Origin of the sequence: Phenylobacterium sp. LH3H17, from assembly GCF_024298925.1 — a bacterium.
Classification (GTDB): domain Bacteria; phylum Pseudomonadota; class Alphaproteobacteria; order Caulobacterales; family Caulobacteraceae; genus Phenylobacterium.
Genome location: NZ_CP101283.1, coordinates 692,676 through 711,580 on the forward strand (window position 1 = coordinate 692,676; position 18,905 = coordinate 711,580).

At 68.0% G+C, this 18,905-nt stretch carries 20 protein-coding genes; 13 read left to right on the forward strand and 7 right to left on the reverse strand.

Annotated features, from left to right (window positions below):
- Positions 1-2: 2 nt before the first annotated feature.
- From M9M90_RS03440 to M9M90_RS03450, 3 genes are all read right to left on the reverse strand, one after another.
- The gene (locus M9M90_RS03440) at positions 3-977 is read right to left on the reverse strand and encodes an RluA family pseudouridine synthase (protein ID WP_254837213.1); all 975 of its coding nucleotides are present in this window, start codon (positions 975-977) and stop codon (positions 3-5) included.
- Positions 978-1,003: 26 nt separating this feature from the next.
- A complete protein-coding gene (locus M9M90_RS03445) occupies positions 1,004-1,858 on the reverse strand; it encodes a helix-turn-helix transcriptional regulator (RefSeq protein WP_254835767.1) in 855 nt (284 codons plus the stop codon).
- An 806-nt stretch (positions 1,859-2,664) separates the two neighbouring features.
- Entirely contained in the window at positions 2,665-2,970 is a 306-nt protein-coding gene (locus tag M9M90_RS03450) for a ferritin family protein (protein WP_371876893.1), read from the reverse strand.
- Between the two features lie 130 nt (positions 2,971-3,100).
- On the opposite strand from M9M90_RS03450, the gene M9M90_RS03455 reads away from it, so the two are divergent.
- Positions 3,101-4,705 (forward strand): alkaline phosphatase, encoded by a 1,605-nt coding sequence (locus tag M9M90_RS03455; RefSeq protein WP_371876894.1) that lies wholly within the window; start codon positions 3,101-3,103, stop codon positions 4,703-4,705.
- 25 nt (positions 4,706-4,730) lie between these two features.
- On the opposite strand, the gene hisI is transcribed toward M9M90_RS03455, so the two are convergent.
- Positions 4,731-5,129 carry a phosphoribosyl-AMP cyclohydrolase gene (gene hisI / locus M9M90_RS03460; protein ID WP_254835770.1) on the reverse strand — a complete coding sequence of 133 codons (399 nt, stop codon included), beginning with the start codon at positions 5,127-5,129 and terminating at the stop codon, positions 4,731-4,733.
- 63 nt (positions 5,130-5,192) lie between these two features.
- Here hisI and M9M90_RS03465 point away from each other — a divergent pair, with 63 nt between their 5' ends.
- Positions 5,193-6,386, forward strand: a complete 1,194-nt coding sequence (locus M9M90_RS03465; protein ID WP_254835771.1) for a serine hydrolase — start codon at positions 5,193-5,195, stop codon at positions 6,384-6,386.
- Here the strand turns inward: M9M90_RS03465 and folE are convergent.
- A complete protein-coding gene (gene folE / locus M9M90_RS03470; RefSeq protein ID WP_254835772.1) occupies positions 6,383-7,012 on the reverse strand; it encodes a GTP cyclohydrolase I FolE in 630 nt (209 codons plus the stop codon). The two genes, M9M90_RS03465 and folE, sit on opposite strands and share 4 nt — an antisense overlap.
- A 187-nt stretch (positions 7,013-7,199) precedes the next feature.
- Between folE and cysS the strand changes: the two genes are divergently transcribed.
- The 8 genes from cysS (at position 7,200) to M9M90_RS03510 (ending at position 14,470) form a co-directional block, all read left to right on the forward strand.
- Positions 7,200-8,639: a cysteine--tRNA ligase gene (gene cysS / locus M9M90_RS03475; protein ID WP_254835773.1), complete on the forward strand. Its 1,440-nt coding sequence runs from the start codon at positions 7,200-7,202 to the stop codon at positions 8,637-8,639.
- A 176-nt stretch (positions 8,640-8,815) separates the two neighbouring features.
- The gene (locus M9M90_RS03480) at positions 8,816-9,466 is read left to right on the forward strand and encodes a hypothetical protein (RefSeq protein ID WP_254835774.1); all 651 of its coding nucleotides are present in this window, start codon (positions 8,816-8,818) and stop codon (positions 9,464-9,466) included.
- Positions 9,467-9,498: 32 nt separating this feature from the next.
- Entirely contained in the window at positions 9,499-10,023 is a 525-nt protein-coding gene (locus M9M90_RS03485; RefSeq protein WP_254835775.1) for a DUF4304 domain-containing protein, read from the forward strand.
- A gap of 191 nt (positions 10,024-10,214) precedes the next feature.
- On the forward strand, positions 10,215-10,772 hold the full coding sequence (locus M9M90_RS03490; protein WP_254835776.1) for an SRPBCC domain-containing protein: 558 nt from the start codon (positions 10,215-10,217) through the stop codon (positions 10,770-10,772).
- On the forward strand, positions 10,769-11,218 hold the full coding sequence (locus M9M90_RS03495) for an iron-sulfur cluster assembly scaffold protein (protein WP_254835777.1): 450 nt from the start codon (positions 10,769-10,771) through the stop codon (positions 11,216-11,218). The genes M9M90_RS03490 and M9M90_RS03495 overlap by 4 nt, the downstream gene beginning before the upstream one ends.
- A gap of 56 nt (positions 11,219-11,274) precedes the next feature.
- Complete coding sequence (gene yidD / locus M9M90_RS03500) at positions 11,275-11,556, forward strand: membrane protein insertion efficiency factor YidD (protein WP_254835778.1); 282 nt, start codon at positions 11,275-11,277, stop codon at positions 11,554-11,556.
- Positions 11,553-13,535 (forward strand): threonine--tRNA ligase, encoded by a 1,983-nt coding sequence (gene thrS, locus M9M90_RS03505; protein ID WP_254835779.1) that lies wholly within the window; start codon positions 11,553-11,555, stop codon positions 13,533-13,535. The genes yidD and thrS overlap by 4 nt, the downstream gene beginning before the upstream one ends.
- A complete protein-coding gene (locus M9M90_RS03510) occupies positions 13,532-14,470 on the forward strand; it encodes a glycosyltransferase family 2 protein (protein WP_254835780.1) in 939 nt (312 codons plus the stop codon). The genes thrS and M9M90_RS03510 overlap by 4 nt, the downstream gene beginning before the upstream one ends.
- Positions 14,471-14,480: 10 nt before the next feature.
- Here M9M90_RS03510 and M9M90_RS03515 read toward each other — a convergent pair whose 3' ends face one another.
- Together M9M90_RS03515 and M9M90_RS03520 are read right to left on the reverse strand one after the other, a co-directional pair.
- A complete protein-coding gene (locus tag M9M90_RS03515) occupies positions 14,481-15,380 on the reverse strand; it encodes a hydroxymethylglutaryl-CoA lyase (protein WP_254835781.1) in 900 nt (299 codons plus the stop codon).
- The gene (locus M9M90_RS03520) at positions 15,377-17,050 is read right to left on the reverse strand and encodes a glycosyltransferase family 39 protein (RefSeq protein ID WP_254837214.1); all 1,674 of its coding nucleotides are present in this window, start codon (positions 17,048-17,050) and stop codon (positions 15,377-15,379) included. The genes M9M90_RS03515 and M9M90_RS03520 overlap by 4 nt, the downstream gene beginning before the upstream one ends.
- A 55-nt stretch (positions 17,051-17,105) precedes the next feature.
- Between M9M90_RS03520 and M9M90_RS03525 the strand changes: the two genes are divergently transcribed.
- The 3 genes from M9M90_RS03525 (at position 17,106) to M9M90_RS03535 (ending at position 18,780) form a co-directional block, all read left to right on the forward strand.
- Positions 17,106-17,834, forward strand: coding sequence for a glycosyltransferase family 2 protein (locus M9M90_RS03525; RefSeq protein ID WP_254835782.1), 729 nt, complete (start codon positions 17,106-17,108; stop codon positions 17,832-17,834).
- A 70-nt stretch (positions 17,835-17,904) separates the two neighbouring features.
- Positions 17,905-18,333 (forward strand): hypothetical protein, encoded by a 429-nt coding sequence (locus M9M90_RS03530; protein ID WP_254835783.1) that lies wholly within the window; start codon positions 17,905-17,907, stop codon positions 18,331-18,333.
- Positions 18,334-18,465: 132 nt separating this feature from the next.
- A complete protein-coding gene (locus tag M9M90_RS03535) occupies positions 18,466-18,780 on the forward strand; it encodes a helix-turn-helix transcriptional regulator (protein ID WP_254835784.1) in 315 nt (104 codons plus the stop codon).
- Positions 18,781-18,905 lie beyond the last annotated feature (125 nt).

Here is an 18,905-nt window from a genome sequence, read left to right on the forward strand (position 1 = left end):
TCTCACAGCGCTGAGAGAAGCGCTTCCAGCGTGGCCATGTCAGGCGGCGGCGGGCTTTCGAACCTCAGGGTTTCGCCCGTCACCGGGTGGACGAAGCCCAGGACTGCGGCGTGGAGCGCCTGGCGGGTCAGTGCCGCTTGAGCCATCGCCTCCCGCACGGGGGCCGCGGGCGGGCCGGAGCCGTAGGTCGGATCGCCGAGGCAGGGCGAGCCCTTCGAGGCCATGTGGACGCGGATCTGATGGGTGCGGCCGGTCTCGAGCCGGCATGAAACCCGCGCGGCGAGGGGCTTTTCGGCAGGGCCGAAGGTGCGCTCCACGACATAGTGGGTGATGGCCTCGCGCCCGCCGGTCTTCAGCACCGCCATCTTCTTGCGATCGCTGCTGGAACGGCCCAGGCGGGTGACGATCGTCCCCTTGGCCGGCTGCGGCGCGCCGCGGACCAGGGCCACATAGGCCCGATCGATGTCGTGAGCGGCGAACAGGGCCGATAGGCCCTGGTGGGCGGCGTCGGTCTTGGCGGCCACCAGGATCCCCGAGGTCTCCTTGTCGATGCGGTGGACGATGCCCGGCCGGACCACCCCGCCGATCCCCGACAGGCTCGCCCCGCAATGGGCCAGCAGGGCATTGACCAGGGTGCCGGTCTCATTGCCCGGCGCCGGGTGGGCGGCCATGCCGGCCGGCTTGTCCACCACGATCAGGTAGGCGTCCTCGTAGAGCACTCTCAGCGGGATGGCTTCGGGCTGTGGGTCGGCCGGCAGGGGCGGGGGGATCAGCAGGCGGTAGTCGCCAGCCTGGGCCTTGGCCGAGGCGTCGGACAGCGTGGTCCCGTCGCGGCTGACCTGGCCCTGGGCGAGCAGGGCCTGGATGCGCGCCCGCGACAGGTCGGGCAGGGCTTCGGCCAGGGTCTTGTCGAGGCGTCCTCCGGCCTGTTCGGCGGTCAGGGTCACCCGTCGCGCCGAGGCGTCCTCGAAGGCGATCTCCTCGTCTTCGGGATCGGGGATCGTCACCCTTGCAGGTGTCCGCCTGAACTCAGGCCCTTGGAAAGGCTGTTGGCCCAGCTCGACAGCAGGAACATCTCGCCGGTGCCGGCCGCGGCCGGGCCTGGTCCGATGTCGCGGATCAGGTGGTCATGCATCGCCTGGCTCACCGTCTCATCGGTGGCGGCGGTGTCGCGGGTCAGCAGCTCGGCATATTCGGCGTTGTCGGCCTCGACGTCGCCGCTGAGGTCGCCCAGCCGCTCCAGCACCACAGGATAGGCCGAGGGCGTGCGCGCGGCGTTCAGCGCGGCGGCCAGGATCAGGCCGTCCAGTTGCACGGCCTTGTGGAGGGACACGCCGTTGAAGATCAGGAACACCGGGGTCTGGCCGACCGTGTCGAACAGGATGGCGAAGAGCTGGCCCTCGACGGGCAGCATCCAGCCGTCGAACAGCAGGCCCGAGCCCCCCATCTTGAATTCCAACAGTCCTTCCGCGCCGCGGCGGATCATTCCGTAGTCGTGGAAGATCTTCCCGGGCATGGCGATGGAGGGTCGGGTGCTGCGCCAGAAACCCTCATAGGTCGCAGCGCGGCGCTCGGTGACCATGCGCACCAGGTCGAGGCCCGGCAGCGGCAGGCCCACATGCTGGCCGTTGGCCTTGGCCAGCACCGCGTGGCCGTTGGTCGGCTCCAGGCCGAACACCCGCGCCAGGCCGTCAATGTCGCGATCCCAGTCCAGCATGGTGAAGCCGTCGCGCTTGGTGGCCACCAGCTTGGTGAGGTTCTCAAGGTTGTGCGCCGAAGGCGTCACGGCGCCGGAAGCCCAACGGCCCACGAGCGACTTGTCGACCCCAAGGTCCGCGGCGAGACGCCCCCGACTCATGGAGAGCGCCTTCAAGACCAGGTCGAGTTTCTCTGAGAAAGGCGTGGAGACGTGCATGACGTCCCTATGATTCCACAGCTGCGCTGAAATGCAACGTCACATGCAACTGTTGCGCAACCGTGTGCAACCCGTTGCGCGATTGTTGTGCGACCGTTGCGCAGGGTTGATTTCGGGGCTGCAACCGTTGCGCACGCCGTCGCGCGCCGCTGCACCTGCGCGCTGTCGTCGCACCCATCTACACATCGTCTCGACGAAACGGCGGCGCAGACCGCCGGCATCGGAAGGAAGCGGACGATGAAGTACTTGCCCTTGGCCATGGCGGTCGCCTGCCTCGTCGGCGCGTTGACCGTGATCAATGTCGCGCCTGCCCAGCCAGAGTTCACTTCCGTCACCAACGATGTTTCGAAAGCCACTCCCGCGGCCACTGCCGTGGGTAGAGCCGAAATCAGGACTGCGGACCCGGCCAAGACGCCGGGGTGACGCCCTCGGGCCTAGAGCAGTTCTGCGGTGATCCGGTACCCCACGACGGATCATCATCACCGGAGGCGACGGCGGGGCCTAGCGCCACCGCGGGCGTCGTCGTCGTCCTCCGCGTGTCCCGATTGAACCGATCGGGGCGGTATTCGAAGGCGCCGATATCCTGGGGGGTGTCGGCGCGGAGCGGATCGACGGCGCGCCATGCGCCGCTTGCACGGGCGCCGCTCGTGACCGACCCCGACATCAAACACCGAGTCAGCCTTCGGTTCGCCGAGGTCTGGTCCGGGGAGCCCAGGCCATGGGGGTGGCTGTCGGGTTCCCCGGATTTTCTATTTGGTCGCCTCTTCCTCGCGGCCGGTGATCGAGCCCTCGGTGAACAGGTATTCCTTGAGCTGGGCGTCGAACTCGCCGTCGTTCCGCCGGATCCATTCGAGCGCCATCGAGGCGTGCTCGATTTCCTCGCGGGCGTTATGCAGCAGGATCTTCTTCAGCTCGGGATCGTCGCAGTCGTCGGCCCGTTGGCGGTACCGGTCCACCGCCTCGAGCTCCTCGATCAGGGAGGAGATGGCGTAGTGCATATTGAGAGTCCGGGGAGACAATCTCTCGCGCGGGACATGCAGGCCTTCGCTGGACATGTGGGCGTCATCCTCCTTCACTAGGTTCGGTTCGAGCTTAGCTGGAATGCATGAGGGTGCGAACGGGATGCGGATCGATCGACGTCGGGCGCTAGCCCTGTTGGGTCTTGGGGCTGCGGCGACGCCCGTCATGGCGCAGGGCGCCTATTCCGGGGCGGTGGAATTCAAGCATGGCGTGGCCTCGGGCGATCCCCTGGCCGACCGGGTGATTCTGTGGACCCGGATCACCCCGGCCGATCCCGCCGCCGGAGCGATCGCCTATCGCTGGAAGCTGAACCCCATCGACCGCCGTGCCGGCGGCGCCAAATCCGGGGAGGGCACGACCGGTCCCGGCCGCGACTGGACGGCCAAGGTCGACGTGACCGGGCTGGACGCGGGCCGATCATACACCTTCGAGTTCGAGGCCAATGGCGTCACCTCGCCCATGGGCCGCACGCGGACCCTGCCAAGCGGACCCACCAAGGACGTGGTCCTGGCCGTGGCCTCCTGCACCCTCTACCCGAACGGCTACTTCAACGCCTATGACGCCATCGCCAAGCTGCCGCGGGTCGACGCCGTGCTGCACCTGGGCGACTACATCTACGAGTATGGCGGCCCAGGCTCCTACGGCATGAACTCCGCGGTGGCCGGGGAGCGGCCGCACGATCCGCCGCACGAGATCCTCACCCTAGCCGACTACCGGACCCGTCACGCCCAGTACAAGTCCGACCCCATGTCACAGGCGGCCCACGCCAGGGCGCCCTGGATCGTGGTCTGGGACGACCACGAGACGGCGAACGACAGCTTCTCCGACGGCGCCCAGAACCACAGTCCCGACATCGAGGGCGACTGGGCAGAACGCAAGGCGCGCGCGGTGAAGGTCTATTACGAGTGGATGCCGATCCGCGAGCCGGCCGACGGCGGCCCGGCCATCCATCGCAGCTTCCAGTTCGGCGATCTCGCCAGCCTGTTCATGCTAGAGACCCGGCTGACCGCGCGCGTGAAGCAACTGAGCTATGACCGCGACCTGCCCGAGCCCGGCGGCCCTGCCGAGGTGGTGGCCTTCAAGGCCAGGCTCGCCGATCCGGCCCGGATGATGATGAGCCCGGCCCAGGAGGCCTGGCTGGGGACCGCACTGAAGGACTCGGTGAAGGCCGGCCGCGCCTGGCAGGTCCTCGGCAACGAGGTGGTGATGGGCCGGCTGATGGCGCCCAGCCTCAAGAAGGAGCTGGGCGAGGCCAAGCTGGCCGAGGTGATGGCCAAGGAGACCCCCAATGGCCGTACCCGCCTTCAGCGCCTGGAACGCCTGGCGGGGCTCGGCCTGCCCTACGGCCTGGACATGTGGGACGGCTATCCCGCCGCCCGCGAGCGGCTGTACGGACTGGTCAAGGACGCGGGCGCTCACGCCATCGTGCTGTCGGGCGACAGCCACGCCTTCTGGGCCAATGAACTGCACGACGATGGCGGCGAGCGGCGGGCGGTGGAGTTCGGGACCACAGGGATCACCAGTCCCGGCGGCGGCGACGCCATCAAGTCCTTTTCGGTCGGCGACGTGTTCGCCGCGGCCAATTCGGAGGTCGTGTTCAGCGACCAGGCCGCCAAGGGCTTCGTCCTGCTGACCCTGACCCGCGACGAGGCCAAGGCGGAGCTGGTGGCGGTCTCGACCATCCTGGCGAAGACCTACGAGACACGGGCGGTGAAGACCTTCCGGGTGAAGCGCGAGGCCAGCGGAGTGTCGGCGCTGAGCGAAGCCTAGCGCCGCTCCAGGGCCTCGACGACGCTCAAGGCTTGTCCTTCAGCTTGCCGTTCTCGACCACCCGGTAGAAGCAGGTGCGCGCGCCGGTGTGGCAGGTCCCGCCGTCCCCCTCGGGGGTCACCTTGAGCAGGATGGTGTCCTGGTCGCAGTCGATGCGGATCTCCTCGACGAGCTGGATCTGGCCGCTGGTGGCGCCCTTGTGCCAGAGCTCGTTGCGGGAGCGGCTGAAATAGTGGACTTCGCCGGTGGCCAGGGTCCGCTCCAGGGCCTTGGCGTTCATATAGGCGAGCATCAGCACCTCGCCGGTCTCGGCGTGGACGGCGATGGCCGGGATCAGCCCGGCGGCGTCGAACCGAGGGGCGAGGACGTCGCCTTTTTCAAGGATGTCCTTGGTGCTGGCGGTGGGGAAGAGCGGCTGTTTCATGCCTTGCTATAGCCCTGGTTGCGGGCGAGGGGGAGGCGAACCGTTCGAGCGCGCGAGAGTAGCATGACCGCCAGCCGTAGAACCGTGATCGCCGCCGCCGCGGCCCTGGCGCTTCCCAGCCTGGTTTCAGCGGCGCCAAAGAAGCCCAAGCCACCCAAGCCCTGCGCGGCGCGGGTCGCCTATGGCGGGCCGCCGCTACGCGCCCTGCTCGGCGCCTGGCAGTTCGACGCGGCGGCCAGGGCCGGAAGCTCGCGGCTGGCGCCGGTGACCAGCGACAGGCTCGAGGCGGCCTTCGAACAGGCGGCCGCCAAGATGCAGACCAAGGCGCTCACCGCCGCCCTGGCGACCGCCGACGGCTCGATCTGGACCCAGACCCTGGCGGGGAAACCCGGCGAACCCCTGCCCAGCCGCTTCTTCTGGGCCAGCGTCGGCAAGGCCTACACCGCCACGGCGATCCTGCAGATGGTCGAGGAGGGCAAGCTCAGCCTGGACTCCACGCTGGACCGCTGGGCGCCGGAGGCGAGGAACGCCGCCTGGATCACGGTGGAGGACCTGCTCGGTCACACCGGCGGGCTCTACAGCTTCCAGAACGATCCCGCCCTGCGCGCCGAGCCCGGCTACAAGCCGCCCGAGCGGTTGCTGGCGGCCGCCGCCGCCCAGCCGGCCAACTTCTGCCCTGGCGCGGCCTGGAGCTACAGCAACACCGGCTATGTCCACCTGGGCCGGATCATCGAGGCGGTGGACGGCAAGCCCTATCATGAGGCCATGCGGGTTCGGATCGTCCATCGGCTGGATCTGCGCGAGACCGACATCCTGGCCCCGCGCCAGGTCGTGACCGGCATGGCGCCCCTGGCCCCCAGCGAGCCGCCCGGCGGAACCGACGACGACGTCACCACGCCCTATGCGGCCGGCGCGGTGGCGGCCTCGGCGGGCGACGCGGTGAAATTCTGGCGCGCGATGATGTCCGACCGGCTGCACGGCGCGGAACAGACCCGGCGGCGGTTCATGCGGCTCTATCCGATGACCGGTGTCGGCCCGGCCCACTACGGCCTGGGCGTCATGGTCAGCGACCTGGCCGCCGGCGATCCGCGCGCGACGGACACCTGGCTTGGCCACGCGGGCGGCCTGCCGGGTGCGAAGGCCGTGATCGCCTATTCGCTGGAGACGCAGGCCTATGTGGCCGTGGCGCTGACGGGCGAGGGCTCGCCCGAGGCCACGGCCAACCTGCTGCTGTCGACCCTTCCGAAGAAGGCCTAGCGGTTCACGAAATCCAGGAAGCGCTGGCGCAGGGTCGCGTCGGTCTTGAACACCCCGGTGAACTGGGTGGTGATGGTGGTCACGTGGCGGTGGTGGACGCCGCGGGTGGTCATGCACTGGTGGGCCGCGTCGATCAGCACGGCGACGCCGGCGGGACGCAGGCTGTCGGTGATGGCGTCGGCGATCTGCTGGGTCATGGTCTCCTGGGTCTGGAGACGGCGGGCGAAGATCTCGACCACCTTGGCCAGCTTGGAGATACCCACAACCCGGTTCGTCGGCATGTAGGCCACGTAGGCCTTGCCCAGGAACGGGGCCATGTGGTGCTCGCAGTGGCTCTCCACCTCGATCTCGCGCAGCATGACGATGTCGTCATAGCCCTGCACGTCCTCGAAGGTGCGCGACAGCTCCTTGGCGGGGTCGAGGTTGTAGCCTTCGAACCATTCGCCATAGGCGTCGACCACACGCTTGGGGGTGTCGATCACGCCTTCGCGGCGCGGATCGTCGCCGGCCCATGCGATCAGCGTGCGCACGGCCTCCATAGCCTCTTCGCGCGTCGGGCGCTTCACGGCTTCAAGATCAAGATCGGCGCCGCCGATCAGGGTTCGGTCGCGGATAGGAGCGTCCATGTGTGAGCGGTTCTTTCCCGGGCCTGAGTTGCGCCGGGACGATGGTCCCGGAATGACGCGTGTCACCCATCTACGTACGGTGAAGCCCCGCGGATGCTGACCGTGGCTTCCCGTCGTCCCGATCTGTATATGGGGCCAAGACCAAGTCCGGCAACCGTTACCCCGCGTCACTTTTAAAAAGCTTCACATGACCCTCGCCCTCTACGACACCATGGCCCGCGAGAAGCGGACCTTCGTCCCCAAGGACCCGAGCCGGGTGACGATGTATGTGTGCGGGCCGACGGTCTATAACTACGCCCATATCGGCAACGCCCGGCCGGTGGTGGTGTTCGACGTGCTGTTCCGCCTGCTGCGCCGCCTCTATGGCGAGGATTCGGTGGTCTATGCGGCCAACGTCACCGACGTGGACGACAAGATCAACAAGAAGGCCGCCGAGGAAGGCGTGCCGATCGACACCATCACCGACCGCTACCTGTCGATCTACAACGAGGACATGGCCGTGCTGGGCGCCCTCCGGCCCACCGAGCAACCACGCGCGACCCAGACCATGGACGCCATCGTCGCGATGATCGGCCGTCTGGTCCAGAACGGCGCGGCCTACGCCGCCGAAGGCCACGTGCTGTTCAACACCCAGGCCTATGCCGACTACGGCAAGCTCTCGCGCCAGCCGATGGACGACATGATCGCCGGCGCCCGGGTCGACGTGGCGCCCTACAAGCAGCACCCGGCCGACTTCGTGCTGTGGAAGCCGTCCAAGGAAAACGAGCCGGTCTGGGAGAGCCCCTGGGGCGCGGGCCGTCCGGGCTGGCACATCGAGTGCTCCGCCATGATCGAGCAGAGCCTGGGCCTGCCCATCGACATCCATGGCGGTGGCATCGACTTGCTGTTCCCGCACCATGAGAACGAGATGGCCCAGGGCCTGTGCGCCGGTCACGACCACAGCGTCGGCTACGCCAACTACTGGATGCACAACGGATTCCTGAACTTCGGCGACGAGAAGATGTCCAAGAGTGTGGGCAATGTCGTCCTGGTCCACGAGCTGGTGAAGCAGGCGCCGGGCGAGGCCCTGCGCTGGGCCCTGCTGGTGGGCCACTACCGCGCCCCGCTGGAATGGACCGGCGAGCTGATCGAGCAGTCGAAGAAGGCGCTGGACCGGCTCTATGGCGCCGTCCAGGACGCCAACCGATTCCTGGGCGACACGGCGAGCGCGCCCGAGGCCAAGGGCTATGACGCCGGGATCAATCCCGACACCCAGCGGTTCATGGCGGCGCTGAACGACGACCTCAACACGCCGGCGGCCTTCGCGGCCCTGTTCGAGCTGGCCGACCGCCTGCGCTTGGCCATCCGCGACGGGGCCGAGGGCGAGGCCCGCTACCACCGCCAGGTGCTGCTGGAGGCCGCCAACCTGATCGGCTTCCTGGCCGGCGATCCGGAGGCCTGGTTCCAGGGCGGGGTGGATGAGGGCATGAAGGATCGGATCGACGGGCTGATCGCCCAGCGCATCGAAGCCCGCGCCGCCAAGGATTGGGCCGCCGCCGACCGCATCCGCGACGAGCTCACGTCGTTGAATGTCGAGGTGATGGACGGGCCGACGGGGGCGACCTGGCGGATCAAGGAGCCGAGCTAGCGACGGCCGATACCTTTTCGCGCAGCCCTAGTGGCCCACGCGGGGCGCTGCGTGTTCTTGTTTTGTTCTTGACAATCTAAGGTTGCTTCGGTAACTTGGAGCTGCAGTCTGGCACGTCCGCCCCAGCAAGGTGCGGAGCGCTCAGGCCAGTTTCATCAAGGCGAGAAGGGATCGGTGTGGCCGGGCAGCAATTTGCGCGAAGCAATGATCGCGACGAGACCACCGCGGAGTGGATCGCGCGTCGACAGAGGATTGTAGATGCCCGCAACGGCGTGCGGCGGGCTGAGCCTGCGCAGCCAGCAAGCCCTGCCGAGGACCTGACCGAGCTTCGTCGTGAGCAGGAGGCGCTTCGGAAAGTCGTTCACGCGGAAAGCCAAAAGAACAGTTGGATGGCTGTTCCCGCGCTCGCTCCCGCCGCTGTGATCATGGGTATTGAAGGTGCTGGCGCGATTGCGGCTCGCTTGGCGGGGCCACAACTAAAGCGTCTTCCTCTTGAATTGATCGAACGCGAGCCGTTTCGGCGGGTCGGCGACAATTGGGCGACCCGCGCTGGGCGGAGGGCTCACGACGCGCTTCGCGACCGTCTGGAGGGTAAGCCGGGTTGGGACTACGAGCCAACTATGGTCGGCAAGAGCGGGCGGACGCCCAAGCCCGATGTCGGGGCGCCGGCGCGAAATCCAGCGTTCCCGTATAAGCGCCGTCTAATGGAATTGAAGCCGGACACGCCAAGCGGAAGAGCGGCTGCCATCAGGGCAGCAAGGAAGTACTTGGGCGAGACGGGTAACAAGACGCGGCCGATCTACTATAATCCCAAGGACTTCTTGTGAGTTCGATATCCTACATAAGCGCGCTGGACGGCGTGCTGCAGCCCGCCGGCTTCACACGCAATGGGCGCAACTGGATTCGAATTCGCGACGGCTTCGAAGACTGCGTGAACCTGCAGGTCAGCTCGAGAGCGGGGACGACCGCGAACATATCATACAAGGACTTGGCGACCGACGCGATATGGAATGAGGCCGTTCCGCCCGATGCGCCTGGATTGTATTATCATGCGACGGTTCGCATCGGGCAGCTCATGGATCGAACCGACCATTGGTGGCGGCGTGACCCGAACGGACCCCGAGAACTGTCGCAGGCGATTGTGACGTACGGGCTGCCGTTTCTCGACAGTTGTCGACCGCTCGCAAACCAGGCGGCGTCGTTCGGAAGGGGCGAGACGAAATGGTTCAACGCCCGCCTTAGAATCGGCCTCGCGATCACCCTGTATCGGATGGGAGAGCACGACGAAGCCTGTGCGGCCCTTGCAAACCCTCCGAAGCATTTGCTGCCATCCTGGCTCGAGCAGGTCGAAGCCGTGCGGCTGCGGCTAGGCTGCGGAGGCTGACCTCGGGAGGCGCCTGAGCCGGCTGCGACAAGCACGTCGCGGAAGCGACCGAAAACTCGAAGAGATTGCGCGTGTCCGCCGGAAAGCTCTAGGAGGTGCGGAGCCTGGTTGGATTGCCCTGTGTGGTCTCGACAATCTGGCCGCCCTATATTCGGGGCGGGCGGAGAACGGGTGATCAAGGAGCAGGCCTGATGCCTGGATTGAATCAGAACAGACCCAAGACCTTCACCCCGGCGGCGGGGTTCACGTTCAATATCGCGCCCAAGGCCGCGGGGCCAAGCGGCGTGCGCGTGGAGCATCGGATCGGGGTGCAGGCGCCGGCCGAGGTGATCTGGGACCTGATCTATGACCTGGAGGGCTGGGCCGACTGGAACCCGCTCTATGTGAAGGCCGAGGGCCAGGTGCGGATCGGCGCCGAGCTGTCCCTGACCATGGTGCTGGAGGGCGAGGCGCCGCAGGTGATCAAGCCCGTGGTCCTGGAGTGGGTGCCCAACGACCAGCTCCACTGGAAGCTCAGGATGATGGGCGGGCTGGTGAACAATACCCGCTTCATCGAGATCGAGATCCTGGATGTGGCCAGCTGCATCGTCTCCAACGGCGAGCTTTTCGGGGGAATGCTGGGCCCCCGCGTGGTCAAGCGGATCGGACGCAAGGTCCATCACGGCTTCCAGGCCATGAACGAGGCGCTGAAGGCGCAGGCCGAGGCGCGGTGGCGCGCCCAGGGCGGGGCGCCTACATCAGCCACATGATCGACGACCTCTATTCGGCGAAACTGCTCAAGCTGGCCGCGAACCTGCCGCATGCCGGGCGCCTCGCCGCGCCCGACGGCAGTTCGGAGAAGATCTCCAAGCTGTGCGGCAGCCGGGTGGTGGTCGACGTGGCGCTGGCGGACGGCGTGGTCAGCGATTTCGCCCAGGACGTGAAGGCCTGCGCGCTGGGCCAGGCCTCGGCCTCGGTGCTGGGCGCCAACGTCATGGGCGCGAGCCTGGCCGAGCTGGAGTTGGCCCGCGAAGGGTTTCGGGCTATGCTCAAAGAAGGCGGACCTCCGCCTGCAGGACGCTTTTCGGATCTCTCGATGCTCGCCCCGGTCAAGGACTATCCCGCCCGACATGCCTCGACGCTGCTCGCGTTCGAGGCCGTCGTCGACGCTGTCCGAAAGGCCACGGCCCGAACTAGCCCCGCCGGCGCGGCTTGATCGCCGACCTAGCACGGCGTAATCGCTGCGATTGAATCGCACGACCGCGAGCCGGCATGACCCTTTATGAAACCTGCGTCAGAGGCGCGCTCCGCGCCTACAAGCTGACGCTCTCGCCCCTGATCGGGCGCCAATGCCGGTTTCTTCCGACCTGTTCGGAATATGCGGCGGACGCCCTGATCGGTCACGGCCCCTGGCGCGGCTCCTGGCTCGCGGCCCGGCGGCTGTGTCGCTGTCATCCCTGGGGAGGTTCGGGCTACGACCCCGTTCCCCAACCGCGAGACAAGACCCCCAAAGGACCGGGGTCGGCCGCGCGGAACTGGATATGTGAATCATGATCGACCTTGTTTTCCCCGACGGCTCCAAACGCCAATACGACGACGGCGTCACGGGCCGTGACGTCGCCGCCTCCATCGCCAAGTCGCTGGAGAAGCGCGCCCTGCTGATCAAGCTGGACGGCGCCCTCTACGACCTCGACCGGCCGCTGCCCGCGGGCGGCGCCTTCGAGATCCTGACGCGCGAGAGTCCCGAGGCGCTGGACACCATCCGCCATGACGCCAGCCACGTGATGGCCGAGGCGGTGCAGGAACTGTTCCCCGGCACGCAGGTGACCATCGGCCCGGCGATCGAGGACGGCTTCTATTACGACTTCGCCCGCGAGACGCCGTTCAGCCTGGACGACCTGGCGACCATCGAGCAGCGCATGAAGGAGATCGTCGATCGCGACGAGCCGATCGTGCGGGAGGTCTGGGGCCGCGACGAGGCCATCCAGCACTTCAAGGAGATCGGCGAGGCCTACAAGGCCGAGATCATCTCCGACCTGCCGGTCGGCGAGGAGATAAGCGTCTATCGCCAGGGCCAGTGGAAGGACCTGTGCCTGGGCCCGCACCTGCCCTCGACGAAGCATGTGGGCAAGGCCTTCAAGCTGACCAAGCTGGCCGGAGCCTACTGGCGCGGCGACCACCGCAACGCCCAGCTCCAGCGGATCTATGGCACGGCCTGGGCGACCGAGGCCGATCTCCAAGCGCACCTGACGCGCCTGGAGGAGGCCGAGAAGCGCGACCACCGCAGGATCGGCCGGGCCATGGACCTCTTCCACCTGCAGGAAGAGGCCAAGGGGATGATCTTCTGGCATCCCAAGGGCTGGACCTTCTACCGCACGGTGGAGGCCTATATGCGCCGCCGCCTCGACGCCGACGGCTATGTGGAGGTCAAGGCCCCCCAGATCATGGACCGCGGCCTGTGGGAGAAGTCCGGCCACTGGGAGAAGTTCGGCGCGGCCATGTTCACGTGCGAGACGACGGAAGGCGAAGAGCTGGCCGTTAAACCGATGAACTGTCCGGGACACGTGCAGATTTTCAACTTCGGCCAGAAATCCTATCGCGACCTGCCGCTGCGGATGGCGGAGTTCGGCGCGTGCCACCGCTACGAGCCCTCCGGCGCCCTGCACGGCATCATGCGCCTGCGCGCCTTTACCCAGGACGACGCCCACATCTTCTGCCGCGAGGAGCAGATCGAGGAGGAGACGACGAAGTTCGTCCGCCTGCTGAACTCGGTCTATGCCGACTTCGGGCTGGAGCTGCACAGCGTCAAGCTGGCGCTGCGGCCCGACCTGCGCGCCGGGTCCGACGAGGTCTGGGACATCGCCGAGGAGAAGCTGGACCGCGCGGCGCGTCAGGCGATCAACATGCCGATCGAACGCCTGCGGGGCGAAGGCGCCTTCTATGGCCCGAAGCTGGAGTTCCACCTTCGCGACGCCATTGGCCGGACGTGGCAGTGCGGCACGCTGCAGCTCGACTTCGTCCTGCCCGAGCGGCTGGAGGCCGAGTACATCGCCGAGGACGGCTCCAAGCAGCGGCCGGTGATGCTGCACCGGGCCATCTGCGGCTCCATGGAGCGGTTCATGGGGGTGGTGATCGAGAACTATGCGGGATCGTTCCCGTTGTGGCTGGCGCCCACCCAGGTGGTCGTCGCTACAATTACGTCAGACGCCAATGATTATGCCATGCGGGTCGCTCAAGAATTGAGCGCGGCGGGCCTGCGCGTCGAAACCGACCTGCGGAACGAAAAGATCAACTACAAGGTGCGTGAGCACAGTCTCGCCAAGACGCCGGTCATCGCCGTCGTCGGTCGACGCGAGGCCGAGGAGGGCAAGGTGGCGTTGAGGCGTCTCGGATCGGACGGGCAGCAGATCCTGTCCCTGGCTGACGCCGTGAAGACGCTTGCCTTGGACGCCGACGCGCCCGATGTTGCTCGACACGCCATGGGCCAGACCGCTGCGGCTCGCGGCGCGGTCGGGGCCAGGGAGGCTGGATGAACGGCATCGCCGCACCGATCGTCGCCTACGAGCCCTCGCCGACGCAGGACTTCCTGAAGCCCCGCCGCAAGGTGTCGGTGGTGATGGTCGTCTACATGACCGGCGAGGCCCTCGAGCAGAGCCTGCATTGCGTCCTGGCCGATCCCCTGGTCGACGAACTCGTGGTCGTCGACAACGGGTCGACCCGGATCGAGGCCGCGCGCCTGAAGGGCTTGGCCGAGCGCGACGGCCGGGTCCGTCTGGTCAGCGGCCACGGCAATGTCGGCTTCGCGCGGGGGGCCAATCTGGGCGCCAACCAGGCGCAGGGCGAAGTGCTGGTCTTCCTCAATCCCGACGCCTTCCTGCAGCCCGGCGCCATCGCCGAGCTGGTCCGGGCCATCGAGGGCCGGCCGGCGCCCTGCATCGTCGGCGGCCGGGTGCTGAACGCCGACCGCACCGAGCAGCGTGGCGCCCGGCGTGGCGACATCACGCTCACCAGCGCCCTGCTCAGCCTCTCCCACCTGGCCCAGCACGTGCCGGCCTGGCGCCGCTACGAGGTGCACTGGGAGAACGAGGCGGCCCCCGACGTCGTGGCGGCGGTGCCGACCATCTCCGGCGCCTGCTTCTGCATGCGCCGCGAGGACTTTGCGACCTTGCAGGGCTTCGACGAAGGCTATTTCCTGCATGTCGAGGACGTCGACCTGTGCTGGCGCGTGCGCGAGGCCGGAGGCGAGGTGCTGTTCCAGCCCAAGGCCGAGGTGATCCACCTGGGCCACACCAGCCACGCCAGCCCGGTGAAAGTCGAGTTCCACAAGGGCGTCGGCCTGGCCCGCTATTTCCGCAAACGCGCCGTCAGCGTCACCGACCGGGTGACCGCCTGGCTGCTGTCGCCCCTGATCGTCTGCACGGCCGTCGTGCGCCCTGTCATGTGGCGCTTCCGGGGACGGGCGGCCTAACCGGCGCCCGTTACTGCGGAAACAATCCCGCGCGGCTGACCGAGGCGGCGGGCGGCTTGCCGAGGATTCCAGACATCCACTTGGCGGTCTCGATCAGCTTGCCGATGTCGTAGCGGGTCTCGAACCCGGCGCGCTCCAGCATGTAGACCAGGTCCTCGGTGCCGATGTTGCCCGTGGCGTCCGGCGCGAACGGGCAGCCGCCCAGGCCGCCGCAGCTGGCGTCAAGGATATCGACCCCGGCCTCAACCCCGGCATAGGCGTTGGCCAGACCGGTGTTGCGGGTGTCGTGGAAGTGCAGGCGCAGCGGGATGTCGCCGGTCACCCTGCGCACCGCCTCGATCCGGGCGCGGACCATCCAGGGGTCGGCCACGCCGATGGTGTCGGCCAGCGCGATCTCGTCGACCTTGGCGGCGGCGGCCTCGGCGGCCAGGGCCACCACCTGGTCCTGCGGCACCTCCCCGTCGAAGGGGCAGCCGAAGGCGGTGGAGAAGGTGACCGAGATCGGCGGACCGCCCTCGGCGGCCTTGCGCTCGGCGATCGTGTGCATGGCGGCGATCTGCTCGGCCACCGAGGCGCCCTGATTGCGGATGCCGAAGCCGTCCGAGCAGCAGACCACCACATTGGCCTCGTCGCAGGCCGCGGCCACCGCGCGCTCCCAGCCGCGCATATTCAACACCAGGCCGATGCGCGAGAGGGCGGGGTCCACAGCCATTCCGGCCATCACCTCCTCTGCGCCGGCCATCTGCGGCACGCGCTTGGGATTGACGAAGGACACGACCTCCATCCGCTTGGCGCCGGCGGCGTCCAGGCGGGCGATGAACTCGAGCTTCTGGTCGGTGTCGAGCACCGTGCTCTCGTTCTGCAGCCCGTCGCGCGGGCCGACCTCGACGATCTGGATAAAGCGGCTCATGGACTCACAGATGGGATGGGGGCGTAGAGCCGTAAAGACGTCTCGTCGCCGTTTGAATAGTCCAGGCCGTCGATCCTGGCGATTTCCCGGGCCCTGACCCGGCTGGCCTTCATGGCGGCCTCGAAGGCGGCCTGCTCGCGGCCCTCGATCACCGCCGGGCGTTGCTCGGCCAGGGCCTCGACCGCCTGATCGACCCCGCCCAGGTCAGTGGGTGTGCCCAGGGCGAAGACCAGGCTGGGCTCGGCGTAGCCGGCCACGGCCACCGGCGCCGGTGCGATGCCCTGGCGCGGCAGCAGGCGGGCCTCGGACAGGGCCTGTTCCGTGCGCGCCGACAGCCAGAGCGGCGCCAACCGCGGCGCGAAGAGCGCGGCGAAGGCGCCGTGCCCGAGGATCGTAAGCACGCTGGCCGCGGCGATGGCCTTGCCCGCCCAACCGCGCCACAGAAGCCAGGCGCCGCAGACCCCGGCCGCGACCAGCAGCAGGGCGGTGAGCACGGCGGCTGGCCAGTCGGTGGGATCGCCATAGAGGGTGGTCAGGTAGACGACGCCGATCGCCAGCACCCCGCCCGCCAGCACCGAGAGCGCGATCCCCGCCCATCGAACTACGGTCCCGAGCGGGGCGCGCAATACCGCCGCGGCCATCAGCCAGGCCAGGGCGCCATAGGTCGGCAGGGTGTAGTGCACCAGCTTGGTGGGGGTGGCCTCGAACACGATCCAGGCCGGGACCAGCCAGCACAGGGCGAACTTGACGCCGGGCTCGTGGCGCTGGCGCCAGCCGAGCGCCAGGGCCGCGGGCAGCAGCAGCGCGCCCGGGAAGATCAGCAAAGGGGTCAGCAGGGTGTGGTAGCCGGGCGGGGCGCCGTGGCTCTCCTGGCCGCCGACCAGCTTGGGCGCGAAATCGGCGCCGAAGGCGGTCGTCCAGAAGGTTCCGTCGGTGGCGACCGTCACCGCCCCGGCCCAGGGCCCGACGACGGCGGCCAGGATGATCAGGCCCCAGATCCAGCCCAGGTCCTTCAGCCAGCGCCACCTGCGGTCCCAGAGGCTGAGCGACATGGCGGTTAGCACCACCACCATCAGCCCCACCGGTCCCTTGACCAGGATCGCGCCCGAAAGGCCAAGCCAGAACAGCAACCGGGTGACGCGGCCGGCCTTTCCGCCCTCGCGCCCGGCGGCGTAGATCCGCGCCAGGGCGGCCATGGCCAGGGTCGTGGTTCCCGCCAGCACCGCGTCGGTCTTGGCGATGAAGGCCTCGGTGGAGAGCAGGAAGGTCGAGCCCAGGATCGCCCCGGCCAGCAGGCCCGTCGGTCCGCCGAAGAAGACGCTCGCACCCCAGGCGCAAGCCGCGGCGGCCAGCATGGCGCCCAGCAGCGAGGGCAGGCGGTACGCCCAGATCTCGCGGGCCTCGGCCTCGGAGAAGGCCGCGACGCTGGCGGCCTGCAGCCAGTGGATGCCCACCGGCTTCTTGAACCGCGGCTCGTCCTGGAACCGGATGACGATGAACTCGCCGGTCTCCAGCATCTGGGCGGTGGCCTGGGCGAAGCGGCTTTCGTCGCGGTCGAGCGGCGGCATCGCGAAGACGCCGGGCAGGCCGGCCAGGAAGGCGATCAGGGCGGCGATGGCGGGACCCCGCCAGCCGCGACCGTACCTCTCAAGGACCGCTTCGAGACTCATGGCCGCGTTGATAGCACGATCCTTTCGCACGCCGACTTTTCCGCTATGGAGAGACATGGCCGACATCAAGCCCGACATTTCCGTGGTCGTCCCCGTCTTCGACGAGGAGGGCGCGGCCCCGGAACTCGCCCGCGAGATCGCCCGGGCCTTCGCCGGCCGAAGTTTCGAGATCGTCTTCGTCGACGATCGCAGCCGCGACGCAACCCGCGCGGCCCTGATGGCGCTGAAGCCCTCCATTCCGCAGCTGAGAGTGCTGACCCATGGGGCCAATTCCGGCCAGAGCCGGTCGATCCGCACCGGGATCCTGGCGGCGCGGGGCGACGTCATTGTCACCCTGGATGGCGATGGCCAGAACGATCCGGCCGACGGGCCGCAACTCGTCGACGCCCTGCTGGCCGGCCCCGCCGACCTGGTCCTGGTGGGTGGCGAGCGCGTCAAGCGCCAGGACAGCCGGGCCAAGAAGCTCGCCTCGAAGTTCGGGAACGGCGTGCGCAAGTCGTTACTCAGGGACAGCGCCAACGACACCGGCTGTGGGCTGAAGGCCTTCCGCCGCGAGGCCTTCCTGAGGCTTCCCTACTTCGACCACATCCACCGCTATCTGCCGGCCCTGATGATGCGCGAAGGCTACCGTGTGGCGTTCCGGCCGGTGAACCATCGACACCGGCAGACGGGGGTGTCGAAGTACACCAATCTCGGCCGGCTCTGGGCTTCGCTCTCCGACCTGCTGGGGGTCATGTGGCTGCAGTCGCGGGCGCGGCTGCCGGGAGCGGTCGAGGAGCTATAGCAGCGCTAGCTTGCCGCGCGGGCCAAAACAGCGGAATTTCGGACCTGTCCCAATCGGGGAGGGGTCACCGATGTTCGCCGCCTTGCCGCTGCTGGCCCTGCCGGTGCTCGCCTACAACCTGGTCGCCCTGACCCTGGCGGGCGGGTTCTCATCGGTGGAGGCCAATATCCGGATGGCCGAGCCGCTGTTCAACATCGCCATGACCTCGACGGCGCAGTGGCCGGTGACCCTGGGCGACATCCTCATCGCCGCCGGCTTGATCGTGCTGTTCATCGAACTGCTGAAATCCACCACCAGCCGGCGGACGGCCATCGTCAACCACGCCTTGTCGATGCTGCTGTTCGTGGCATGCCTGGTGGAGTTCCTGCTGGCCCCGGCCTTCGCGACCTCGACCTTCTTCCTGCTGACCCTGATGGTGTTGCTGGACGTATTGGCCGGGTTCATCGTCACCATCGTCACGGCCCGCCGCGACGTCGGCTTCGGCGTCGATCCCGATTAGGTGAGCGCCGAGAAGATCAGGGTGACGACGGCGACGTCGAGGAAGCGGATGGCGAGCGCGATCATGAAACGTCCGGTCCAGGCGGGATTCACCTGTGGTTAAGCAAGACCGGCGCCAGGACGGGCGCGCCTGATGGCGCTGTTCTTCGACGTCGCCTGGTTCGAGGAAAAGCTGGCCGAACGCGGCCTGACGCGGCGGGTCATGGCCGCCGCCGCCGGGTTGAGCGAGGCCGACCTGGCGCTCGCCTTCAAGGACCAACGGGAACTTTCCGCCGAGGAGGTGGGCATTTTCGCCGACCTGCTGGGCGTGTCGGCCGCCGAGGTGGCGCATAGCGCCGGGGTCTCCACGCCTGTGCCCGGCCAGGACGAGGTGACCGGGCGGCTCGCGGCCCTGGAGCGGCGGGTCGCGAGCCTGGAGGCGGAACTGGCGCGGCTGAAGGGGCGGTGACAATCTAGATGCTCCCCCTTTGGGGGAGCTGTCAGCGAAGCTGATTGTGGGGGACTTTGACTCGCTTTTGGGGGCTTCAACCCCCTCCGTCACGTCGCCGAAGAGGGCGACGCGCCACCTCCCCC

Coding starts and splice junctions, on each gene's coding strand:
- M9M90_RS03520 (WP_254837214.1), bottom strand. CDS start 17,050: ATGAGTCTCGAAGCGGTCCTTGAGAGGTACGGTCGCGGCTGGCGGGGT.
- M9M90_RS03535 (WP_254835784.1), top strand. CDS start 18,466: ATGGCGCTGTTCTTCGACGTCGCCTGGTTCGAGGAAAAGCTGGCCGAA.
- M9M90_RS03455 (WP_371876894.1), top strand. CDS start 3,101: ATGGCGCAGGGCGCCTATTCCGGGGCGGTGGAATTCAAGCATGGCGTG.
- M9M90_RS03530 (WP_254835783.1), top strand. CDS start 17,905: ATGTTCGCCGCCTTGCCGCTGCTGGCCCTGCCGGTGCTCGCCTACAAC.
- M9M90_RS03515 (WP_254835781.1), bottom strand. CDS start 15,380: ATGAGCCGCTTTATCCAGATCGTCGAGGTCGGCCCGCGCGACGGGCTG.
- M9M90_RS03495 (WP_254835777.1), top strand. CDS start 10,769: ATGATCGACGACCTCTATTCGGCGAAACTGCTCAAGCTGGCCGCGAAC.
- M9M90_RS03450 (WP_371876893.1), bottom strand. CDS start 2,970: ATGTCCAGCGAAGGCCTGCATGTCCCGCGCGAGAGATTGTCTCCCCGG.
- folE (WP_254835772.1), bottom strand. CDS start 7,012: ATGGACGCTCCTATCCGCGACCGAACCCTGATCGGCGGCGCCGATCTT.
- yidD (WP_254835778.1), top strand. CDS start 11,275: ATGACCCTTTATGAAACCTGCGTCAGAGGCGCGCTCCGCGCCTACAAG.
- hisI (WP_254835770.1), bottom strand. CDS start 5,129: ATGAAACAGCCGCTCTTCCCCACCGCCAGCACCAAGGACATCCTTGAA.
- thrS (WP_254835779.1), top strand. CDS start 11,553: ATGATCGACCTTGTTTTCCCCGACGGCTCCAAACGCCAATACGACGAC.
- M9M90_RS03445 (WP_254835767.1), bottom strand. CDS start 1,858: ATGAGTCGGGGGCGTCTCGCCGCGGACCTTGGGGTCGACAAGTCGCTC.
- M9M90_RS03465 (WP_254835771.1), top strand. CDS start 5,193: ATGACCGCCAGCCGTAGAACCGTGATCGCCGCCGCCGCGGCCCTGGCG.
- M9M90_RS03510 (WP_254835780.1), top strand. CDS start 13,532: ATGAACGGCATCGCCGCACCGATCGTCGCCTACGAGCCCTCGCCGACG.
- M9M90_RS03525 (WP_254835782.1), top strand. CDS start 17,106: ATGGCCGACATCAAGCCCGACATTTCCGTGGTCGTCCCCGTCTTCGAC.
- M9M90_RS03490 (WP_254835776.1), top strand. CDS start 10,215: ATGCCTGGATTGAATCAGAACAGACCCAAGACCTTCACCCCGGCGGCG.
- cysS (WP_254835773.1), top strand. CDS start 7,200: ATGACCCTCGCCCTCTACGACACCATGGCCCGCGAGAAGCGGACCTTC.